15 protein-coding genes are annotated in these 18,256 nt (G+C 70.0%); 6 read left to right on the plus strand and 9 right to left on the minus strand.

Going from position 1 to position 18,256, the window contains the following annotated elements:
* Positions 1–193: 193 nt before the first annotated feature.
* The 9 genes from G4X40_RS11910 to G4X40_RS11950 form a co-directional block, all read right to left on the minus strand.
* Positions 194–898 carry a GAF and ANTAR domain-containing protein gene (locus tag G4X40_RS11910; RefSeq protein WP_277832729.1) on the minus strand — a complete coding sequence of 235 codons (705 nt, stop codon included), beginning with the start codon at positions 896–898 and terminating at the stop codon, positions 194–196.
* Between the two features lie 21 nt (positions 899–919).
* Positions 920–1,798, minus strand: a complete 879-nt coding sequence (locus G4X40_RS11915; RefSeq protein WP_277832730.1) for a MerR family transcriptional regulator — start codon at positions 1,796–1,798, stop codon at positions 920–922.
* Between the two features lie 33 nt (positions 1,799–1,831).
* Entirely contained in the window at positions 1,832–3,235 is a 1,404-nt protein-coding gene (locus G4X40_RS11920; RefSeq protein WP_332519298.1) for a cryptochrome/photolyase family protein, read from the minus strand.
* A complete protein-coding gene (locus G4X40_RS11925) occupies positions 3,193–3,576 on the minus strand; it encodes a hypothetical protein (protein WP_277832732.1) in 384 nt (127 codons plus the stop codon). Before G4X40_RS11925 ends, G4X40_RS11920 begins: the two co-directional genes overlap by 43 nt.
* Positions 3,577–3,587: 11 nt before the next feature.
* Entirely contained in the window at positions 3,588–5,075 is a 1,488-nt protein-coding gene (locus tag G4X40_RS11930; RefSeq protein ID WP_277832733.1) for an SDR family oxidoreductase, read from the minus strand.
* Positions 5,076–5,095: 20 nt separating this feature from the next.
* Positions 5,096–5,665: a lipocalin family protein gene (locus G4X40_RS11935; protein WP_277832734.1), complete on the minus strand. Its 570-nt coding sequence runs from the start codon at positions 5,663–5,665 to the stop codon at positions 5,096–5,098.
* Positions 5,666–5,800: 135 nt separating this feature from the next.
* Complete coding sequence (locus G4X40_RS11940) at positions 5,801–7,159, minus strand: TIGR01777 family oxidoreductase (RefSeq protein WP_277832735.1); 1,359 nt, start codon at positions 7,157–7,159, stop codon at positions 5,801–5,803.
* Between the two features lie 65 nt (positions 7,160–7,224).
* Positions 7,225–8,736, minus strand: a complete 1,512-nt coding sequence (locus G4X40_RS11945) for an NAD-dependent epimerase/dehydratase family protein (protein ID WP_277832737.1) — start codon at positions 8,734–8,736, stop codon at positions 7,225–7,227.
* Between the two features lie 14 nt (positions 8,737–8,750).
* On the minus strand, positions 8,751–9,983 hold the full coding sequence (locus G4X40_RS11950; RefSeq protein WP_277832738.1) for an aminotransferase class I/II-fold pyridoxal phosphate-dependent enzyme: 1,233 nt from the start codon (positions 9,981–9,983) through the stop codon (positions 8,751–8,753).
* Positions 9,984–10,164: 181 nt separating this feature from the next.
* Here G4X40_RS11950 and G4X40_RS11955 point away from each other — a divergent pair, with 181 nt between their 5' ends.
* The 6 genes from G4X40_RS11955 (at position 10,165) to G4X40_RS11980 (ending at position 18,168) form a co-directional block, all read left to right on the plus strand.
* Positions 10,165–11,274: an acyl-CoA dehydrogenase family protein gene (locus G4X40_RS11955; protein ID WP_277833076.1), complete on the plus strand. Its 1,110-nt coding sequence runs from the start codon at positions 10,165–10,167 to the stop codon at positions 11,272–11,274.
* Positions 11,271–13,538 carry an MMPL family transporter gene (locus G4X40_RS11960; protein WP_277832739.1) on the plus strand — a complete coding sequence of 756 codons (2,268 nt, stop codon included), beginning with the start codon at positions 11,271–11,273 and terminating at the stop codon, positions 13,536–13,538. Before G4X40_RS11955 ends, G4X40_RS11960 begins: the two co-directional genes overlap by 4 nt.
* A 71-nt stretch (positions 13,539–13,609) precedes the next feature.
* Complete coding sequence (locus G4X40_RS11965; protein ID WP_277832740.1) at positions 13,610–14,068, plus strand: hypothetical protein; 459 nt, start codon at positions 13,610–13,612, stop codon at positions 14,066–14,068.
* The gene (locus tag G4X40_RS11970; RefSeq protein ID WP_277832742.1) at positions 14,068–14,697 is read left to right on the plus strand and encodes a gluconate 2-dehydrogenase subunit 3 family protein; all 630 of its coding nucleotides are present in this window, start codon (positions 14,068–14,070) and stop codon (positions 14,695–14,697) included. The genes G4X40_RS11965 and G4X40_RS11970 overlap by 1 nt, the downstream gene beginning before the upstream one ends.
* A 101-nt stretch (positions 14,698–14,798) precedes the next feature.
* Positions 14,799–16,349 carry a GMC family oxidoreductase gene (locus G4X40_RS11975; protein ID WP_277833077.1) on the plus strand — a complete coding sequence of 517 codons (1,551 nt, stop codon included), beginning with the start codon at positions 14,799–14,801 and terminating at the stop codon, positions 16,347–16,349.
* 28 nt (positions 16,350–16,377) lie between these two features.
* Positions 16,378–18,168: a thiamine pyrophosphate-requiring protein gene (locus G4X40_RS11980; protein ID WP_277832743.1), complete on the plus strand. Its 1,791-nt coding sequence runs from the start codon at positions 16,378–16,380 to the stop codon at positions 18,166–18,168.
* Positions 18,169–18,256: the final 88 nt, after the last annotated feature.

Below are 18,256 nucleotides of genomic sequence, written 5' to 3' on the forward strand. Positions count from 1 at the left end.
GCCATGGGTCCTCGAGACCCGCGATCAAAAGTGTGGTTGTGGGCGGTGCGGTTCGTCACCGGCATCACCTACCCCGCACCGGCCCAGTATCTCTCGCCATGCGCAGCGGATCCTGAATCTTCGCCATGACGGCTGGCCTCCGCCACCCGCAGCACGCCCTCCTTCGTCACGGTGGGGTACACGATGCTGCCCGTCAGGTTGCCCGGTGTGTCTGTGCCGTGTGCAGGAGTTCGGCGGGGTCGAGGTCGCCGGTGACGATGCGGTGAGCAATGTCGCTCAGGCGGCTGCTGTGTCGGCGGGCGTGACCGCGGAGCGCTTCGAAAGCCTGCTCCATGTCGAGGTTACCGGCGCTGGCGAGGACGCCCTTGGCCTGCTCGATGGTGATTCGGCTGTTCAGCGCGGTCTGCAACTGTTCGGTCAGGATCTCGCTGCGGGCGATTGCACGTTCTTGAAGGATCCCGATCGTGGCAGTGTCGGCCAGCGCCCGCGCAATGACCAGGTCTTCCGCGGTCAATGATCCGGGTTGGTTGCCGAACAAATTCAGGGCGCCGATGGTCTGTTTACGCAACCGCAGGGGCACCGCGTGTACGGAGGCGAAGCCCTCGCGACGTGCTTCGGAAGCGAATGAGGGCCACCGGACGGTCTGCGCCGCCAGATCGGCAACCAGGACGGGTTCGCCGCTGCGGAAACACTCCAGGCAGGGCCCCTGATTGCTTTGCAGTTGGAACAGTTCGAGCAGGCGGGTGCGTTCGCTCGAGGCTGCCAGCACCTGCAGTCCGCCGCGTTGGTCGGCGAACACCAGGCCGGCGGCGGCGACGTCGAGCAACTCGACGCAATGCTGCACCAACTGGTGCAACAGATCGGCGACGTCGTAGTCGTCGACGAGTGTGTCTGCCATCTCCACGAGCGCCGTGACCACTCACGGCGCACTGCCCGACCGGGCCGTCGCCGGTCCGGCCTCGGTGAGCAGCCGGCCGACGAGGTCGACCGCGCCGGCCAAGTCGTGGACCGAGCGCGCCGGAGGCTCGGGACTGGTTGCGCCCCAGCCTGGTCCACTGATCAGTACCACGACGCCGGTTGCGGACGCGGCCCGGACCGCCGACACGCGCGCGGTCTCGCGGCGTTGCGCCCACAGCACCACCACCTCGGGTGACCCACGCCGCACCGCGTCACGCAGCGCAGAGTTCGGCACCGAGGCGCCCAGCATGCGCGCGCCGATGCCGCGTTCGGCCACGGCGGCCCGCAATGCCTCCAGCGCAAGGGTGTGACCCTCTCCGCTGGTGCACGCCAGCAGCACTCGCGGCTCGACGGCCGACTCCGCACTGTGCCTGTGCAGGCTGCTCGCCGTCGCCCACGAGAGCACGTGCTCGACATCGATGCAGCCGTGGCCGCCGGATTGCAGGGTCATCACCTCCGCGAACACCGGCCGACACAGTCGTTCCCAGGTCGCGACCACCCCGTGTGCATCGAGGTGCGCGTGCAATAGGGCACCGACGGCATCCGAATCGAGACCGAGCGCGGCCTCCAACACCGCTGCGGGATCGTCCGGAACCGGAGGACGAGGTGCCGTCAGCACCGCACGGGCCGCGCCCGCGGGACTGGCACCGGCGCGCACCATCTCGACCATCCGCGCGGCGGTCCGCACGTCCTCGGCGGTGTAGAGCCGATGTTGCCCCGGCTCATGGGCTCTCGGACCGATGCCATACCGCTGGTTCCAGCTCCGCAGGGTCGCGGTGGGGATGCCGAGCCGTTCGGCCACCGCCCGGACGGTGTACGCGGCAGGGTCGGCTGCACCCATGTTCCACCCTCCTCACCGTGCGATGTGCAGACCTCAGGCTAGTGCGGGGAACAGCTCGAACAGCCCTTGCTCATCGGCGTGGAGGTGCGCAGTCACCGGTCCCGGATAGACCGACGCGGGCACGGCGTGCTGCCCGGGGCGGTGAATGTCCTTTCCCACCAGGTGGGCCAACTCCGGTATCCAGCGCCTCACATAGTCGCCGAGCGGGTCGAAGCGCTCGGCCTGGCGCAGCGGGTTGAGCGTTCGGTTCGGCCGCGTATCGGTTCCGGTGCCTGCCGCCCACTGCCAGTTCAGTTGGTTGTTCGCGATGTCGCCGTCGACGAGCCAGTGCGCGAAATGCGCGGCGCCGATCCGCCAGTCGACGCGAAGGGTCTTCGTCAGTACGCTCGCCGCGATCAGTCGGGCCCGGCCGGGCATCCATCCCTGCGCCGCCAGTTGGCGCATGCCGGCGTCGACGATCGGATATCCGGTGCGGCCGTCCCGCCAGGCCTGGACGATGCGTTCGTCCGTGATCCAGTGCCTTTCCCGCGGCCGGTAGTCCGCGACGGCCACGTCGGGACGAGCGGAGAGGACCTGGTGATGGAAGTCCCGCCAGCACAGTTGCCGGGCGAAAGCCTCTGCGCCGGGATCGGTGTGGTCGAGCCGGGCGAGGATCTCGGTCGCCGACACGCATCCGAAGTGCAGGTACGGCGACAGGTGCGAGGTGGCGTCGGCGCCGAGATCGTCGCTGCGCTCGTGATAGTGGCGGATCGGGCCGTCGAGCCACCGGCGCAGCAGTGCCTGGCCGGCCTGCTCACCGCCGACCCGGAGTTGCGGGGAGGCGCTTCCGGCGCAGACGGATTCGGCCGACGGGAGCGACTCGCCGCCCACCCGCGGCACGCGAATTCGCGGCGGCGGCGGGAGCGGACGGCGCAGCGGCCACTCCCGCCAGCGCCGGTGATAGGGGGTGAACACGGCGAAATGGTCGCGGCCGGTCGAGGGCCTGAGCTCACCCGCGTCGGCCACGGTGATCGATCCGGCGTGCACGTGCAGAGCACAGCCGAGCGGCCGCAGACGCTGCCGCAGCCGCTGTTCCCGTCGGCGGCTGTACCCACTGACATCAGCGGCAATGTGCACCTCGGTGGCACCGGTGTCCACCGCGACCCGCACGACCTCGTCGACGACGCTGCCGCGACGCACCACCAGCCGTCCACCTCGCCTGCGCAACTCGCCGTCGAGGTCGGTCAGGGCGACGGACAGGAACCGCGCCCGGTTGGGCGCGTTGAACCCGCTCGCGGCGATGGCGTCGTCGAGCACGAACAGCGGCACCACTTCCGACGCCCGGTGCACGGCCGCGGCCAGGCCGGGGTTGTCGTGCACCCTCAGGTCCCGGGTGAACAGGGCGATCGCGACGGTCACCGTCGGTCGCCCCGCGCCGTCGACGAGCGCAGTGGCCACGCACTCGCCGCGCACAAGAGTGCCCAGCCCGCGGTGACCGCCACGGTCTTCGACCGTTGCGGACGTCCGCGCAAGGCCACCCCGAGCACCACCGTGTCGCAGAGGTCGGACGTTACCCGCACGGCGACCGCGACACGCAGCGCAGACGGACTCGGCGCCACTACCATCGTGAGGCCGGATACGGTGTCGCGCAGCCCGACCAGTCGGGCCAGAATCAGGTGAGCGCGGTCTTCCCCGAGCCTGGTGGGACGCAGGAGCAACGCGGGTTCGGCGGCGACCGCGACTCCGTAGGTCGCGGTGAGGGCACCGAGGATTCGGGCGGGCAGACTCGTCGTGCGCATGGATCTTCCCTTCATACGTGGTCGGCGGCGGGGTCGTCGGCGGCCTGATCGTGTTCCGCGGCGCCGGTGATGTTGCGGGCCATGCCGCTGAACACGATGTCGTGGAACGGCGAGATCGCCGCCCAGTAGGCGTGTCCGGCCAGTCCGTGCGGCTCGAACAACGCCCGCTGCCGATAGCGTGCACCGCCACCTGGTTCGGGTTCGACGGACAACTCGAGCCAGGCATTGCCCGGCAGCCTCATCTCGGCGCGCAGTCGCAGCACCTTCGGGCGGTCGATGAACTCGACGCGCCACCAGTCGAGCGCCTCCCCGACCCGTAGCCGGTGCGGGTCGCGCCGCCCCCGGCGCAGCCCTACGCCACCCGTGACCTTGTCCACCCACCCTCGCACCGACCAGGCCGGCGGGAACGAGTACCACCCGTGGTCACCGCCGATGGATTCGATCACCTGCCACACCGCCGTCGGGTCGGCAGCGGTCCGGCGTTCACGGATGTCCTGATAGAGCGACCCGCCCGTCCACTCGGGGTCGGTCGGGAGGGGGTCGGACGGCGGCGGCAACCGGCCGGCATCGGACCAGCGTGTGGGTACGTCCAGGTTGCGGATCCGCGCGTGCGCCAACTCCACGGCCCGCTCATAGTGCGTCAGCCCGCCCTCAGGATCGGTGATGTAGGCGGCGATGTCGTGCTCAGTACACACCACCTCGTGGATCAGCGACTCCATCAGCGGAACCGCGATCGACCGCGGAACCGGTGTCACCAGGTTGACCCACTGCGCCGAGAGCCACGGCGTGAGCACCGGAACGGGAAGGATCACCCGGCGCGGCAACTCGGCGATCACCGCGTACTTGCGCATCATCTCCAGATAGGTGAGGACATCCGGACCGCCGATGTCGAAGGTGCGGTTGACCTCTCGCGGGAGAAGCGGCGCGCGGACGAGGTAGTGCAGCACATCCCGCACGGCGATCGGCTGGATCAGGTTGCGCACCCAGCGGGGTGTGACCATCGCGGGCAACCGTTCGGACAGGTACCGCAGCATCTCGAAACTCGCCGAGCCGGAGCCGAGGATTACCGCCGCCCGCAGTTCGGCCGTGGGCGCGCCACTGGCACGCAGGATCTCGCCCACCTCGTGGCGCGACGCGAGATGCGGCGACAGCGGCCGGGTATCCGGAACCAGACCGCCCAGATACACGATCCGCTCGACATCTGCCGCTGCCGCGGCGTGCCCGACCACAGTGGCGGCCATTCGGTCGACGTCGACGAAGTCACGCCGGTTGAGCGAGTGCACCAGGTAGTAGAGCACCTGGCTGTCCCGGACCGCTGCCGCGATGGACGCCGGGTCGGTGACATCGCCGGCCACCACCTCGACGTCGCCGCGCCACGACACACCGGTCAGCTTGTCCGGCTGCCGGGCCAATATCCGTACCCGGTGCCCGGCGCGCAGCAGTTCCGGGACCAGACGACCGCCGATGTATCCGGTCGCCCCGAACACCACCACATTCATCCTGGATCACCACCACGAAGCTAGGTCAGGCACATCGGGGCTGTCGTCTCGAGGCCGCCGACCGTGGGAGATGTGAGGTACACGCAGGTGTTCTCCCCCGCCGCTTCGACGGCTTGCTTGACGGCGCGCCATTGCACCGGATCCAGTGACGGGTTGCGGGACAAGACGAACCCCGACACCCGGTAGGGGTCGGTCACCACGGCCCACGAGTAGTCCGGTCCGAGCGCGGTGACGATGTAGTTGGTCGGCCCGCTGCGGTGGTTCTGCGTCGGCACGCCGGGAAAGCTCACATGCAGTTGCGCCCGGGTCACCGGATCGTTGACCGTTGCGGTGCCGGTAATCTCGTTGCGGCTTCCCCACAAGGTGGTGCAGGTGTTATGGACGGTCACCGCGCCTGTCGCGTCGAGACCGTAGTGGGCCTCGGTGTCCCGTGCGCAGTTGACGTTGTAGGGCTGCGGGATCGCGGCGAGTTGGTGCCAGTTTCCGAGGTAGCGGTCCACGGACAACTGGGCGACCGGTGCCGGCGCGGGCGGCAGCGATCCTGGGATGGGGCCGGCCGGCACGGCGCCGGCGGGAAATGCGGATCCCATCAGGCCGACCGCCATCGCTGCCACGGCTGCTGCTCGTCGAGTTCCGTGCATGCTGATCGCCTCCGACTTCACACGGTAGCGCACATTCGATGCAGAATCGATGCATTGCCGCGGTCGAACCCGGCCCCGCCCGATTCAGGCCTCGCCCTTGCCCAGCAGGTGCCGCAGCGCAGGTTCGATCAACGGGTGGCGGAAGTGGTGCCCGGCCGCGACCAGCTTGGCGGGCTCCACCCGCTGGCACGCACAGGCGAGTTCCCGTGCGCCCTCGTCGCCGAGCAGTATCCGCGGACCCACCGACGTCATGGGCAGGACGGCGGGGCGGTGCATCACGGCCGCAAGGGCCCGGGTGTAGTCGGCGTTGCGAACCGGCACCGGCGCGACCGCGTTCACCGGGCCGGTCAGTGCGGTGTCCCACACGGCGCGGTGGTAGACGTCGACGAGATCGTCGACGCCGATCCAGGACTGCCACTGCCTGCCGTCGCCGAGCCGGCCACCGAGCCCGGCCCGCAACAGCGGGCGCAGCAGGCGTAACGTGCCGCCGAGCGGTGACTGCACGATCCCGGTGCGGACGTTGACGACCCGTACTCCGGCCTGCCGCGCGGGCTCACACGCATCCTCCCAGTCGGCGACCACCTCCGCGAGAAATCCGTCGCCGCGCGCGCTGCCCTCCGCGAGGACCTCGTCGCCCCGATCGGCGCCGTAGTAGCCGACCGCGGAGGCGCACACGAATGTCCCCGGGCCGCCGGACCTACCGGCCAACTCCGCCAACTTTCGCGTTGGGCCGATCCGGCTGCCCTGAATCGCCTCCTTGTGTGCGGGCGTGAACCGGCCCGCGATCGACGCACCGGCCAGGTGCACGACCGCATCGACACCCTCCAGCAGCCCGGGTTCGGGATCAGCTGGCTCCCAACGCCTTTCGTTCGGATGGCGCGCGGACCGCCGAACAAATCTGACCACCCGGTGTCCCCCGGTCGTGAGGAAGGCGGCCAGCGCCGTCCCGACGAGTCCGGACGCACCGGAGATCGCCACGGTCAGCGGCCGCAGCCCGTTCGCCTCGGCCAGACGATGCGCCCGCAGATCGCCGGCCAACTGGGCGTGCCGGTAGTCGAACATGGCGCGGAGCAGCAATCCCGGCACCGGACTGTCGACGTGATCGACCACGCGCGTGCGGTCGTCGCCGACGGCTTCGAAGTCGTGGGTGTGCCGCCACCGCGGCACCGCCAGCCGGGCGGGCAGCGACGCGAGTCCGTCGACGCCCAGGGTGTCCACGAAACGCCGCGGCGGATCGTACGCGGCCGGATCGTGGTCGGCGACCCAGCGGAGCCCGCACGGCAACCCGAGCACTGCCCGGCCCCGCTCGAGCGAGTCCGACTCTGCGATCGGCCGCAGCGACGCCCACGGCGGACTCAGTCTCGCCAGTGCACCCGGCCTTGCGTGCCAGGCGAACACCTCCGCCCGTGGCGCCTCCACGATGCTCGCGTGGACCAAACCCATTCCCCCACGGTAGCCGGGTGTCGTAGGACGTTGAAGCGCTCGACGCCGATTCCTCCGCGGGGGCATCACCGCCGACCGCGCCCGAACCCGGCGAGTCGCAGCACGTCGGCGGTGGTGTCGGCGCGGGGCAGGTGTCCGAGGCTGTCGTCGTAGCGGACGGTGCGGGGCAGCAGCGGGTCCGCCCGCCGGTACCCCGGTGCCGTTCCGAAGCGGCCCCGCAGGGCCCGCGTCCGACCTGGCACACGGAGCCCGTCGCCCCCTCGCGCACCGAGCACCACCGGTTCCCGGTCGAATCGTGCTCGCGCGTATGCGGTCGCCGCGGCAAGGGCGGCGCGCACCGCGCGGCGCGGGGCACGACCGCGCTCGCCTGTGCTCAAACCGTGACCGGGCAGGTCGAGGACGACCACGTCCAACCCCCGGGCGCAGACCTCGGCGGCCATCGGGGTGAGGTGTCGCGCGTGGGACCCCGGCGGCGCCGCGATCAGCACCGTCCCCCGCCGCGACCCGGACTGATCCGCGTGGACCTCGGCGTGCACGCCGCCGGTGGGTGTGGCGATCTGCACGTGGTCGAGGCCGCTACCGTCGACGCCGACGATTTTCGACGCCGGCGCCAGCGCGGCCTCGCAGGCGGCGTGCCGTGCCAGCCCGTCTTCGCGCCGCAGCAACGACTTGCCCTGCAGCAGAATCATGATCGCGGCGGCCTCGCGCGCGGACATGGACGGCCGCCATCCGGTCGCGGCGGTGAGCCGGGACGAATCGACGACCGTCTCCCCCGCGGTCACCCAGTGGCCGGAGAACGGTGTCAGCCCCAACCTGAAGGCCGCGTTCGCCACGACGACGGCCGGGCGCTCGGGCACCTCGAACAGCCGCTGTCCCTGCATGGCGGCGAGTTCCCGCACACCCACCCAGTCCGTCGGCCCCACGTTGTAGGGACCGACCAGATCCGCCTTGACCGCGCGATGGAAGGCGTCGGCCAGGTCGCCTTGATGCAGGAATTGATAGGCGGCCTCGTCGGCCTGGGGGAATACGGCGACCGGCCCGGTGAGTTGCTCGATACCGTCGTTGGCGAAGTCGGGCCCGACGATGTAGGTGGGCCGCAGCATCGAGATCGCCATCTGCCCGGGGTGGCGGCGCAGCCACCATTCGGCGTAGTGCTCCACCTCCGCCTTGTCGTGGAAGTAGTACCGCACCGGATCGCCTTCGGGATAGACGTCTTCGGTCACGGGCTTCGGACGCAACTGCGGGCCGTAGGCGTTGACACTCGACGCGATGACGACGCGGCGCGCGCCGGCCCGGTAGGCGCAGTCGATGACATTGCGTGACCCGCGCAGGTTGATGTCGTGCGTCTCGCACTTGTCCCGGATCTCCTCGACCACGAACGCGAGATGCACCACCGCGGCGCAGTCCCGCAGCGCCTCCTCGAGGCCGGGGTCGCGCACGTCCATCCGCCGGGACTCGAGCTTGGGATGGGAGATCTGCAGTTCCCGCCTGCTCAAGCCCACCACGGCGCTGACCTCCGGGTCCGCCAGCAGCACCGGGAGGATCGTGGTGCCGAAGTCGCTGGTCGCTCCGGTCACGGCCACCCTCACGGTCACACCCTCGCCATGGCGGTGGATTCCGAGATGATCTCGATCGCCCGGCGCAACTGCTCGTCGGTGTGGGAGGCCATGACGCACAGCCGCAGCAGTGCGCCCGCGCGGGGAACCGCGGGATACAGTGCGGCACTGGCGAACACGCCGCGGTCGAACATCAGCCGCCACAGGTTCATCGCCACGACGTCATCGCCGACGTGCAGCGCGACGATCGGGGTCGCGGTGCTGCCACCGTCGGGCAGCGGCGACAGCGCTCCCACGTCGATGCCGTTCTCGGCCAACCCCGTCCGCAGCACCGACGCGTTGTCCAGCGCCCGCCGGGCACGGTGCGCACCCTCCTCGCTCCGGATCAGCCGGACGGCCGCGAGCGAGGCGCCGATCGCGGCCGGGACCCCGGAGGTCGTGAACAGGAACGCGCGCGCGTGCACGCGAAGCGTGTCGAGCATGTCGGCCGATCCGGCGATGAAACCGCCGGTCGACGCGGGTCCCTTGGACAACGACGCCATCCGGATGTCGACGTACTCGTGCACGCCGAACAGCTCCGCGGCGCCGGTTCGCGCCGGACCGAACATTCCGAGACTGTGCGCCTCGTCCACCATCAACGCCGCGCCGTGCCGACGGCACATGTCGGAGATCTCCCGCAGCGGCGGGATGTCGCCCTCCATCGAATACAGGCCGTCGACGATCACGAGGGTCGCGCCCGCGTCGTCGCGGGCCTCGCCCAGTATGCGTTCCAGGTCGCCGATGTCGTTGTGTGCCATGGTGCGTACGGTCGCCCCGGAGAGCGCGGCCCCGTCACGGATCGACGCATGCGCCGCCGAGTCGACGACGACGAGGTCGCCGGGGCCGACGACCGCACTGATGGTGCCGACGTTCGTCTGGTACCCGGTGGTGAACACCATCGCGTCCTCCGTGCCGTGCCACGCGGCGATCTCGGCCTCCAACTCCAGGTGCAGATCGATGGTGCCGTTGAGGAGCCGACTGCCGGTGATCGCGGCGCCGAATCGGTCCAACGCGTCCTGCGCCCCTTGCCGGATCGCCGGGTGGTCGGCGAGACCGAGGTAGTTGTTGGAGCCGAGCATGATCTTGTCTGCGCCCTCTACCCGGACGGTCGGCGCGGTGGCCGACTCCATCACCCGGAAGTAGGGGATGCCGACCGCCTCACGCACCGACCGGAACAATTCGATGCGGTCGTCGCCACTGAGCCTTCGGGTCAATCTGTTCACCGTCATAGGTGCTCGCTCCGTCGGGTGTGCGGGGTCCGTTGTCCGAGGGGGTTCGACGCCGGCCCCGCCGGGGATCGGTCGGGGCGCCGGAAAATCCGCGACCCATCCGGAAGCCCGGCCGCTCCGAATCTCCGCGGTGAAGCCCGATGCGCCGAACCACCGAAACGATCCGAGGAGTGTGACGACCATGCTGATGGCCCGTGAACGCGCAGCGTTGCAGTCTTTCCTGCCCGAGCTCGTGTCCTACCTGGACGAGACGCCGCTGTTGGAGATGGAACGCCGGGGCAGCGACGCGATCGGGCGGTTCCGGGACGCCGGCGGCGCCGGGTTGACGATCCCTGTCGCGTCCGGGGGACTCGGCGCGTCCGCACTGGATGCGGTGCGCGTGCAGCGCGCGATCGGGAGCCGGTCGCCCTCGCTCGGCGCGGCGACCACGATGCACCACCTGTCGCTCGCAACGCTCAACGAGTTCGCGCAGGAGGGCACCGACGACGACCGCGCACTCCTCAAGGGGCTCGTGGAGCAGCGGGCGCTGGTGGCGTCCGGGTTCTCCGAGGGCGCGCCCGGTGGCAGCGTGTTCATCCCCACGATGCGTGCGACACGTAACGGCGACGTCTACGTCGTCAACGGCAGCAAGAAGCCGTGCAGCCTGTCCGGGTCGATGGACCTGCTGACCGCCAGCGTGCAGATCGACAACGGCGAGCGCGGGATCGCCCTCATCCCCGCCCAGACCCCCGGGATCACGGTGCGGCAGTTCTGGGAGACGTCGATCCTGGCCGGGGCGGAAAGCGACGAGGTCCACCTCGAGAACGTCGAGGTGCCCGCGGATCTGGTGCTGCTCAACGGTGCCGACGACCCCGACGGCCGCCATGAGATGACCGGATACCTGTGGTTCGGCATGCTCATCACCGCGAACTACCTGGGTGCGGCGAGCTCGTTGCTCGAGCGGCTGCTGGCGGCCGGCAAGGCCGACTACGAGGGCTACGTCCGAGCCGCCGCCGACATCGAGACCGGTGTGAGCGCCATCGAGAACATCGCCCGTGCGGTCGACGAGGGCGAGCGCGGTCAGGACATCTCCGTGCGACTGTTGCTGTGCAGGATCGCCATCCGGGACGCACTCGTGCGCGCCTCGGCGACGGCGATCGAGTCCCTCGGTGGCATCGCGTTCATCAAGTCCTCCGACATCGGCTACCTCGCGGCGGCCGTCCATGCGCTCGCCTTCCACCCGCCCTCACGTCGGTCCGTCTCGGAATCATTGGCGCGGTTCCACGCCGGAGACGAGTTCGCCTTCGTGTGACGTCGCTGCTGACCAGGCTCGCCGCGGCGGTCACGCGCCACCCACGTGTCGTGTTGGCGGGCGCTCTCGTGATCGCGGCGCTGGCGGTGGTGTTCGGCGCGTCGGCGTCCTCGCACCTGAAGGCGGGCGGCTTCACCGCCGCCGACGCGGAGTCGACTCGGGCATCGCAGCTGCTGGCCGAGCGGTTCCACGGGGGCGAGCCGAATCTGGTGCTGTTGGTCACCACCGACCATGGTGTCGACACCGGCGCGGCGCGCGCCGCCGGAGATCGGGTCGCCGCCGAGTTGTCGCACGAACCCCACGTCGGCGCCGTCGAGTCCTACTGGTCCGCCCCGCCGGATGTCGCTCCGGCCCTGCGCAGCAAGGACTCGATGAGCGCGATCATCACCGCCAGGGTCGCCGGCGACGACACCGACGCACCCGATCGCGCCGGTGTGATCGCCGATCGGCTGACCGGCAGCCGCGACGGGATCACCGTCCGTGCTGGTGGTTTCGCGGCCGTCGAGCACGAGATCAACGACCGGATCACCGCCGATCTTGCGGTCGCGGAGGCCATCGCGCTGCCACTGACCGCGTTGCTGCTGATCTGGGTGTTCGGCAGTGTGGTCGCGGCGCTGCTGCCGTTGGCGATCGGCGTCTTCTCCATCGTCTCCACGCTGGCGCTGCTGCGCACATTGACGCTCGTCACCGATGTGTCCGTCTACGCGCTGAACATGACCACGGCGCTCGGGCTCGCGCTGGCCATCGACTACAGCCTCTTCATCGTCAGCAGATTCCGTGAGGAACTCGGTCGTGGCCTCGACCCGGTACCGGCGGTGCTGCGCACGGTGCAGACGGCCGGCCGCACGGTGCTGTTCTCGGCGCTGACCGTCGCCCTGTCGCTCGCTGCCCTGGTGGTGTTCCCGCAGTACTTCCTGAAGTCCTTCGCCTACGCGGGCCTGGCCGTCGTCGCGACCGCATCGCTGGCGTCGATCCTGATCCTGCCGGCAGCCCTGACCCTGATGGGCCGGCGCGTCGACGCACTCGACGTGCGAGAACTGTTGCGGCGCCGACTCGGACGGCCGCCGCGCTCGCCTGTCGAGCCGGAGCGCACACTGTGGTTTCGGTTGGTGACCTCGGTGATGCGGCACGCGGCGCCGGTCGCGGTCGTCGTCATCGCACTGCTGCTCGCCCTCGGAGCGCCGTTCCTGTCGGTCCGGTTCGGTGCCGCCGACGACCGGGTCATCACCGACGGCTCCGCGAGCCGGCAGGTCGGGGACGTGTTGCGATCGGACTACGCCCAGAACGCGACCTCGACGGTCGTTGCCGTGCTGCCGGACTTCCGCGGTGGGCCGGGCTCCCTCGGCGACTACGCGGTCGGCTTGTCCGACGTGGACGGTGTGGGCGCGGTCCGCTCCAGCGCCGGCACCTTCGTTTCCGGTCTCCGGATCGGGTCGGCGGCACCCGGGACGCGTGACGGGTCGAGCACATTCCTGACCATCGAATCCGACGTCGACCCGTTCTCCGCGACGGGCGCCGACCAACTCGCCGACCTCCGAGCGGTTCCGAGCCCCGCGCCGGTGCTGTTCACCGGTGCGGCCGCACAGAACGAGGATGCAACCGCTGCGTTGGAGGCGAAGCTGCCGCTGGCGCTCGCCTTGATCGCGCTCGCGACCTTCCTGGTGCTCTACTGGTTCACCGGCAGCGTGGTCCTGCCGCTCAAAGCACTTGTGATCAATGCACTTTCGCTCTCTGCCGCCTTCGGCGCGATGGTGTGGGCCTTCCAGTACGGTCACCTCGGCGGGCTGCTCGGATTCACCCCCACCGGATTCTTGATCCCGTCGATACCGATCCTGATGTTCTGCATCGCCTTCGGGATGTCGATGGACTACGAGGTGTTCCTGCTCTCGCGCATCCGCGGCGAGTGGATGCGATCCGGTCGCGGCACGGCGGACAACTCGCGTGCCGTCGCGCTCGGCGTGGCCCGCACCGGACGGATCATCACCGCCGCCGCCGCGCTGATGGCTGTGGTCTTCTTCTCGATGGTCGCGTCTCAGGTCTCGTTCATCCAGTTGTTCGGGTTGGGCCTGACGATCACGGTCCTCGCCGACGCGACGCTGATACGTGGCGTCCTGGTTCCGGCGTTGATGCAGCTGATGGGTCGGTTCAACTGGTGGGCGCCGCGGTGGATGACCGCACTGCACAGCCCGGCGGGGGCTCACGACCGACCGCGCCAGACGCCCTCGACTCTCCACCGGCTCGGCCGCCGCCGTCCACGCCGTTGACATCCCGGAGGTGTGAGCGACCGCGTAGCGGGTATGAGAGCCATGACTCCAATTCGCGAGAGGAGGCCCGCATGGGCGTGCGCGCGATGGTGGCGAACGTGCGCGAGGGCAGGTTCGAACGGGCACTGTCCTTGTTCACCGGGATCGGTGCGGTCGTCACCGCGACCGAGATCTACTTCGAACACGACTCCGCCAGTTTCGGCAACAAGGTCATGTGGTGGCCGGTCTGGCTCGGTCCGGTCGGCGCGGCCGCCGGGGTGGCCGGGTACCGCAGCGAGCGGATGGCGCGCACGATGCTGCCGGTCTGTTCCGCCGTCATCGTCGCCAACGGTGCGCAGGGCGTGTACCTACACGGCCGCGGTATCGCGCACAAGCCCGGCGGCTGGCGCAACTTCCGCTACAACATGGAGATGGGCCCGCCGCTGCTCGCGCCGCTGCTGGTGACCCTGGTGGGCGGCATGGGCCTGCTCGCGTCCGTGCTGCGGCGGGAGGCGTCGCTGTGGGACGGCGCCCCGGCGGAGGTGCCCTAGTGAGCGCGCAACCCATCCGCTTCCCCGGTTTCGACGCGCTCTCGGCGGCCCGCACCTGGGACCGCGCGACCGTCGAGGCCATCCGCTCGCGCGTCGGCGCGCCGGACGACGAGGGTCCCGACTTCTTCGACGACCACCGGCGCGCGACCGCGCAGGCGCTGCTGGATCGGTTGCTCGACCAGGACGACGGGCACCGTGTCCCGGTCATGCCGCTGATCGAGCGCCGTCTGGCGGCCGACGCGACAGACGGCTGGCACTACCGCGACATGCCGCAGGATCCGCCCGCCTGGCTGCGCACCCTCGACGCGCTCGACGACGACGCCCGCGGCGTGAACCGACGCGACTTCGCGGACTGCCCGTCGGCCGACCAGACCGCCATACTCCGCAAGGTGCACGAGTCGGACGACTGGCACGGCCTGCCCGGGGCCCACGCGTGGAATCTGTGGATGCGGTACGCGCTCGCGGCACTGTATTCGCACCCGCAAGCCTGGAACGCCATGGGTTTCCCCGGGCCCGCGTATCCACGCGGCTACAAGAACCTGGGCATCGACGCCCGCGAGGGCATCGAGGTCGCCGATGCCCGTCCCGGCCTCGATCCCGCCGAGACCGGCGACGGAGCGGCCCCGTGATCGGCGCCGGCGCGGCCGACTCCGACGTCCGTTCCCGCAACGCGTCGGCGTGGCTGCTCGACCGTAGCGGCTTCACCGCGACGCATCCGCTGCGCACCCGGATGCGCACCTTCGCCCCCGAGGACGAGCTGGACCTGGTGGTCATCGGCTGCGGAGCCGGCGGAGCCACCCTGTTGCAGCGCCTGGCCCGCGCGGGCTGGCGCGTCGCGGCACTCGAGGCGGGGCCCTTCTGGGACCCGGAGCAGGACTGGGTCAGCGACGAGGCCGGATCCGGCGACCTGTACTGGACCGATCCGCGACAGATCGACGGGTCCGACCCGGTCCCGTTGGGCGCGAACAACTCCGGTACCGGGGTGGGCGGTTCGACGGTCCACTTCGCCGGTTTCGTCCCGCGCCTGCATCCCAGCGACTTCCACATCGCGTCCGCGGACGGGGTCGGTGTGGACTGGCCCCTCGACTATGCCGATCTGCGTCCCCACTACGAGCAGATCGAGCGGGAGTTGCCCGCCTCCGGCGACCCGTGGCCGTGGGGTGAGCCGCACCGGTATCCGCATCGGCCGCATCCGGTCAGCGGCAACGGCGAGGTCTTCCTGCGCGGCGCCGACCGGCTCGGCATCACCGCGAAGGTGGGGCCGGTCGCGATCACCAACGGCCGCTTCGGCAATCGCCCGCACTGCATCTACCGCGGCTACTGCCTGCAGGGCTGCAAGGTCAACGCCAAGGCCTCCACGCTCATCACCCACGTGCCCGACGCGCTCGCGCACGGCGCCGAGGTCCGCACCGGCACCATGGCGACCGCGGTCGAGATCGATCAACGCACCGGGCGTGCCACCGGGGTGCGGTACCTGCGCGACGGACGGGAGTACCTGCAGCGGGCCAGGATCGTCGCGGTCGCCGGGTACTCCATCGAGACGCCGCGGCTGCTGCTGAACTCGACGTCCGCGCGCTTCCCCGACGGGCTGTGCAACGACCACGATCTGGTCGGCCGCTACGTGATGGTGCAGGGCGCCCCGCAGGTCGGCGGCCGGTTCGACGCCGAGGTGCGGATGTACAAGGGCCCGCCCCCGGAGGTCAGTTCCGAGGACTTCTACGAGACCGACCCGACCAAGCCGTACCGGCGGGGCTACTCGATCCAGACCGTGTCGCCGCTGCCGATCACCTGGGCCGAACATGTTGCCGCCCAGGGCCACTGGGGTGCAGACCTGAGGCGGTACATGAACGACTACGTGCACTGGGCCTGTCTCGGCGCATTGTGCGAGTTCCTGCCCCTGCCGGAGAACCGGGTCACCCTCACCGACGAGACCGACCGCCACGGGCTGCCGGTCCCGTTGATGACCTACTCCCAGTGCGACAACGACCGCAAGTTGATGCGGGCCGCCGAGACGACCATGCAGGACATCCTGCAGGCGGCCGGGGCGACCGACACCATGACCATCGACCGTTTCGCCCATCTCGTGGGCGGTGCCCGGATGGGGGCCGGCCCCGCCACCGGCGTCGTCGACCGGCGCTGCCGCACCTTCGCGGTGCCCAATCTGTACATCACCGACGGCAGCGTGCTGCCCACCCAGGGCAGCGCCAACCCCGCGTTGACGATCATGGCCCTCGCCGCGCTGACGGCGCAGGACCTCGTCTCCGGCAGCGAGCACGACTGAACGCACGCAAGAGATCAGGAGATAACCCATGAGCGAGAAGGTTTCCGACTACATTCTGGCCCGCCTGCGCGAGTGGGGCGTCGACACGACGTTCAGCTATCCCGGCGACGGCATCAACGGGATCCTCGCTGCCTGGGGCCGCGCGGACAACAAGCCGAAGTTCGTGCAGGCCCGCCACGAGGAGATGGCGGCCTTCGAGGCGACCGGGTACGCGAAGTTCTCCGGCCGGCTCGGGGTCTGCTTCGCCACCTCCGGACCGGGCGCCATCCACCTGCTCAACGGTCTGTACGACGCCAAGCTCGACCACGTGCCGGTGCTCGCGATCGTCGGGCAGACCAACCGCAGCGCGATGGGCGGGTCGTACCAGCAGGAGGTCGACCTGATGAGCCTGTACAAGGACGTCGCCTCCGAATACCTGCAGATGGTCACGGTGCCCGAGCAATTGCCGAACGTCCTCGATCGGGCCATCCGGATCGCGCTGTCGCAGCGCGCGCCGACGGCCCTGATCATCCCCTCCGACGTCCAGGAGCTGGAGTACAGTCCGCCCACGCACGCGTTCAAGATGGTGCCGTCGAGCACCGGCATGGAACTGCCGCAGATGCAGCCCGATCATGCGGCGCTCGAGCGGGCCGCCGAGGTGCTCAACTCCGGTAGCAAGGTGGCGATGCTCGTCGGCTCCGGGGCGCGCGGTGCGGCGGATGTGATCGGCGAGGTCGCGGACGTGCTCGGCGCCGGTGCGGCCAAGGCGCTGCTCGGCAAGGACGTGCTCTCCGACGAGCACCCGTGGGTGACCGGCGCGATCGGGCTGCTCGGCACCCGGCCCAGCTACGAGCTGATGAACGACTGCGACACCCTGCTGACCGTCGGTTCGAGCTTCCCGTACACGCAGTTCATGCCCGACTACGACCAGGCCCGGGCCGTGCAGATCGACATCGATCCCCGGTTCATCGGCATGCGCTACCCCTATGAGGTCAACATCGTCGGCGACGCCCGTACCACGCTCGAGGCCCTGCTGCCGATGCTCACCCGCAAGCAGGACCGTTCCTGGCGCGAGACGATCGAGTCCAACGTCGACCGCTGGTGGCGGACAATGCACGCGCAGGCCATGCTCGAGGCGAACCCGATCAACCCGATGCGGTTGTTCGACTCCTTCTCGGACCGGCTGCCCGACGACGTCATCGTCGCCGCCGATTCCGGATCGTCGGCGAACTGGTACGCGCGCAACCTCAAGTTCCGGCCGGGCATGCGCGGCTCGCTCTCGGGCAACCTCGCCACCATGGGGCCCGGCGTGCCCTACGCCATCGGCGCGAAGTTCGCGCACCCGGACCGCCCGGTGCTCGCGTTCGCCGGCGACGGGGCGATGCAGATGAACGGCATGGCCGAACTGATCACGATCAAGCGGTTCTGGCGCGAATGGTCGGACCCGCGGCTGACGATCGCGATTCTGCACAACGACGACCTCAACCAGGTCACGTGGGAGATGCGGGCGATGAGCGGCGCACCGAAGTTCGTCGAGTCGCAGGAACTCCCGGACGTCGACTATGCCGCGTTCGCCCGCAGCCTCGGCCTGCACGGCGTCGTCGTCGACGATCCGGCCGCGGTCGACGCGGCCTGCGAGGCGGCCTTCGCCGCGGACCGGCCCACCGTGCTCGACGTGCACTGCGACCCGAACCTGCCGCCGATCCCGCCGCACGCCGATCTGGATCAGGCGAAGAAGGCCGCCGCCGCGGTGCTCAAGGGCGACGAGGACGCGTGGGAGTTCATCAAGGTGGGGGTCAAGGCGAAGGCGCAGGAGTTCCTCCCGCACCCGAAGAAGTGAGCGTCAGGAGGCCACCATGAGAGCCATGTGGAAGGGGACCGTCTCGTTCGGGCTGGTCGCCATCCGAGGAACGGCAACGGCGACCTAA

Origin of the sequence: Speluncibacter jeojiensis (assembly GCF_029589495.1) — a bacterium.
GTDB classification, from domain to species: Bacteria; Actinomycetota; Actinomycetes; order Mycobacteriales; family Mycobacteriaceae; genus Speluncibacter; species Speluncibacter jeojiensis.

Coding starts and splice junctions, on each gene's coding strand:
- G4X40_RS11910 (WP_277832729.1), bottom strand. CDS start 898: ATGGCAGACACACTCGTCGACGACTACGACGTCGCCGATCTGTTGCAC.
- G4X40_RS11915 (WP_277832730.1), bottom strand. CDS start 1,798: ATGGGTGCAGCCGACCCTGCCGCGTACACCGTCCGGGCGGTGGCCGAA.
- G4X40_RS11925 (WP_277832732.1), bottom strand. CDS start 3,576: ATGCGCACGACGAGTCTGCCCGCCCGAATCCTCGGTGCCCTCACCGCG.
- G4X40_RS11955 (WP_277833076.1), top strand. CDS start 10,165: ATGCTGATGGCCCGTGAACGCGCAGCGTTGCAGTCTTTCCTGCCCGAG.
- G4X40_RS11980 (WP_277832743.1), top strand. CDS start 16,378: ATGAGCGAGAAGGTTTCCGACTACATTCTGGCCCGCCTGCGCGAGTGG.
- G4X40_RS11930 (WP_277832733.1), bottom strand. CDS start 5,075: ATGAATGTGGTGGTGTTCGGGGCGACCGGATACATCGGCGGTCGTCTG.
- G4X40_RS11950 (WP_277832738.1), bottom strand. CDS start 9,983: ATGACGGTGAACAGATTGACCCGAAGGCTCAGTGGCGACGACCGCATC.
- G4X40_RS11975 (WP_277833077.1), top strand. CDS start 14,799: ATGCGCACCTTCGCCCCCGAGGACGAGCTGGACCTGGTGGTCATCGGC.
- G4X40_RS11965 (WP_277832740.1), top strand. CDS start 13,610: ATGGGCGTGCGCGCGATGGTGGCGAACGTGCGCGAGGGCAGGTTCGAA.
- G4X40_RS11935 (WP_277832734.1), bottom strand. CDS start 5,665: ATGGGATCCGCATTTCCCGCCGGCGCCGTGCCGGCCGGCCCCATCCCA.
- G4X40_RS11940 (WP_277832735.1), bottom strand. CDS start 7,159: ATGGGTTTGGTCCACGCGAGCATCGTGGAGGCGCCACGGGCGGAGGTG.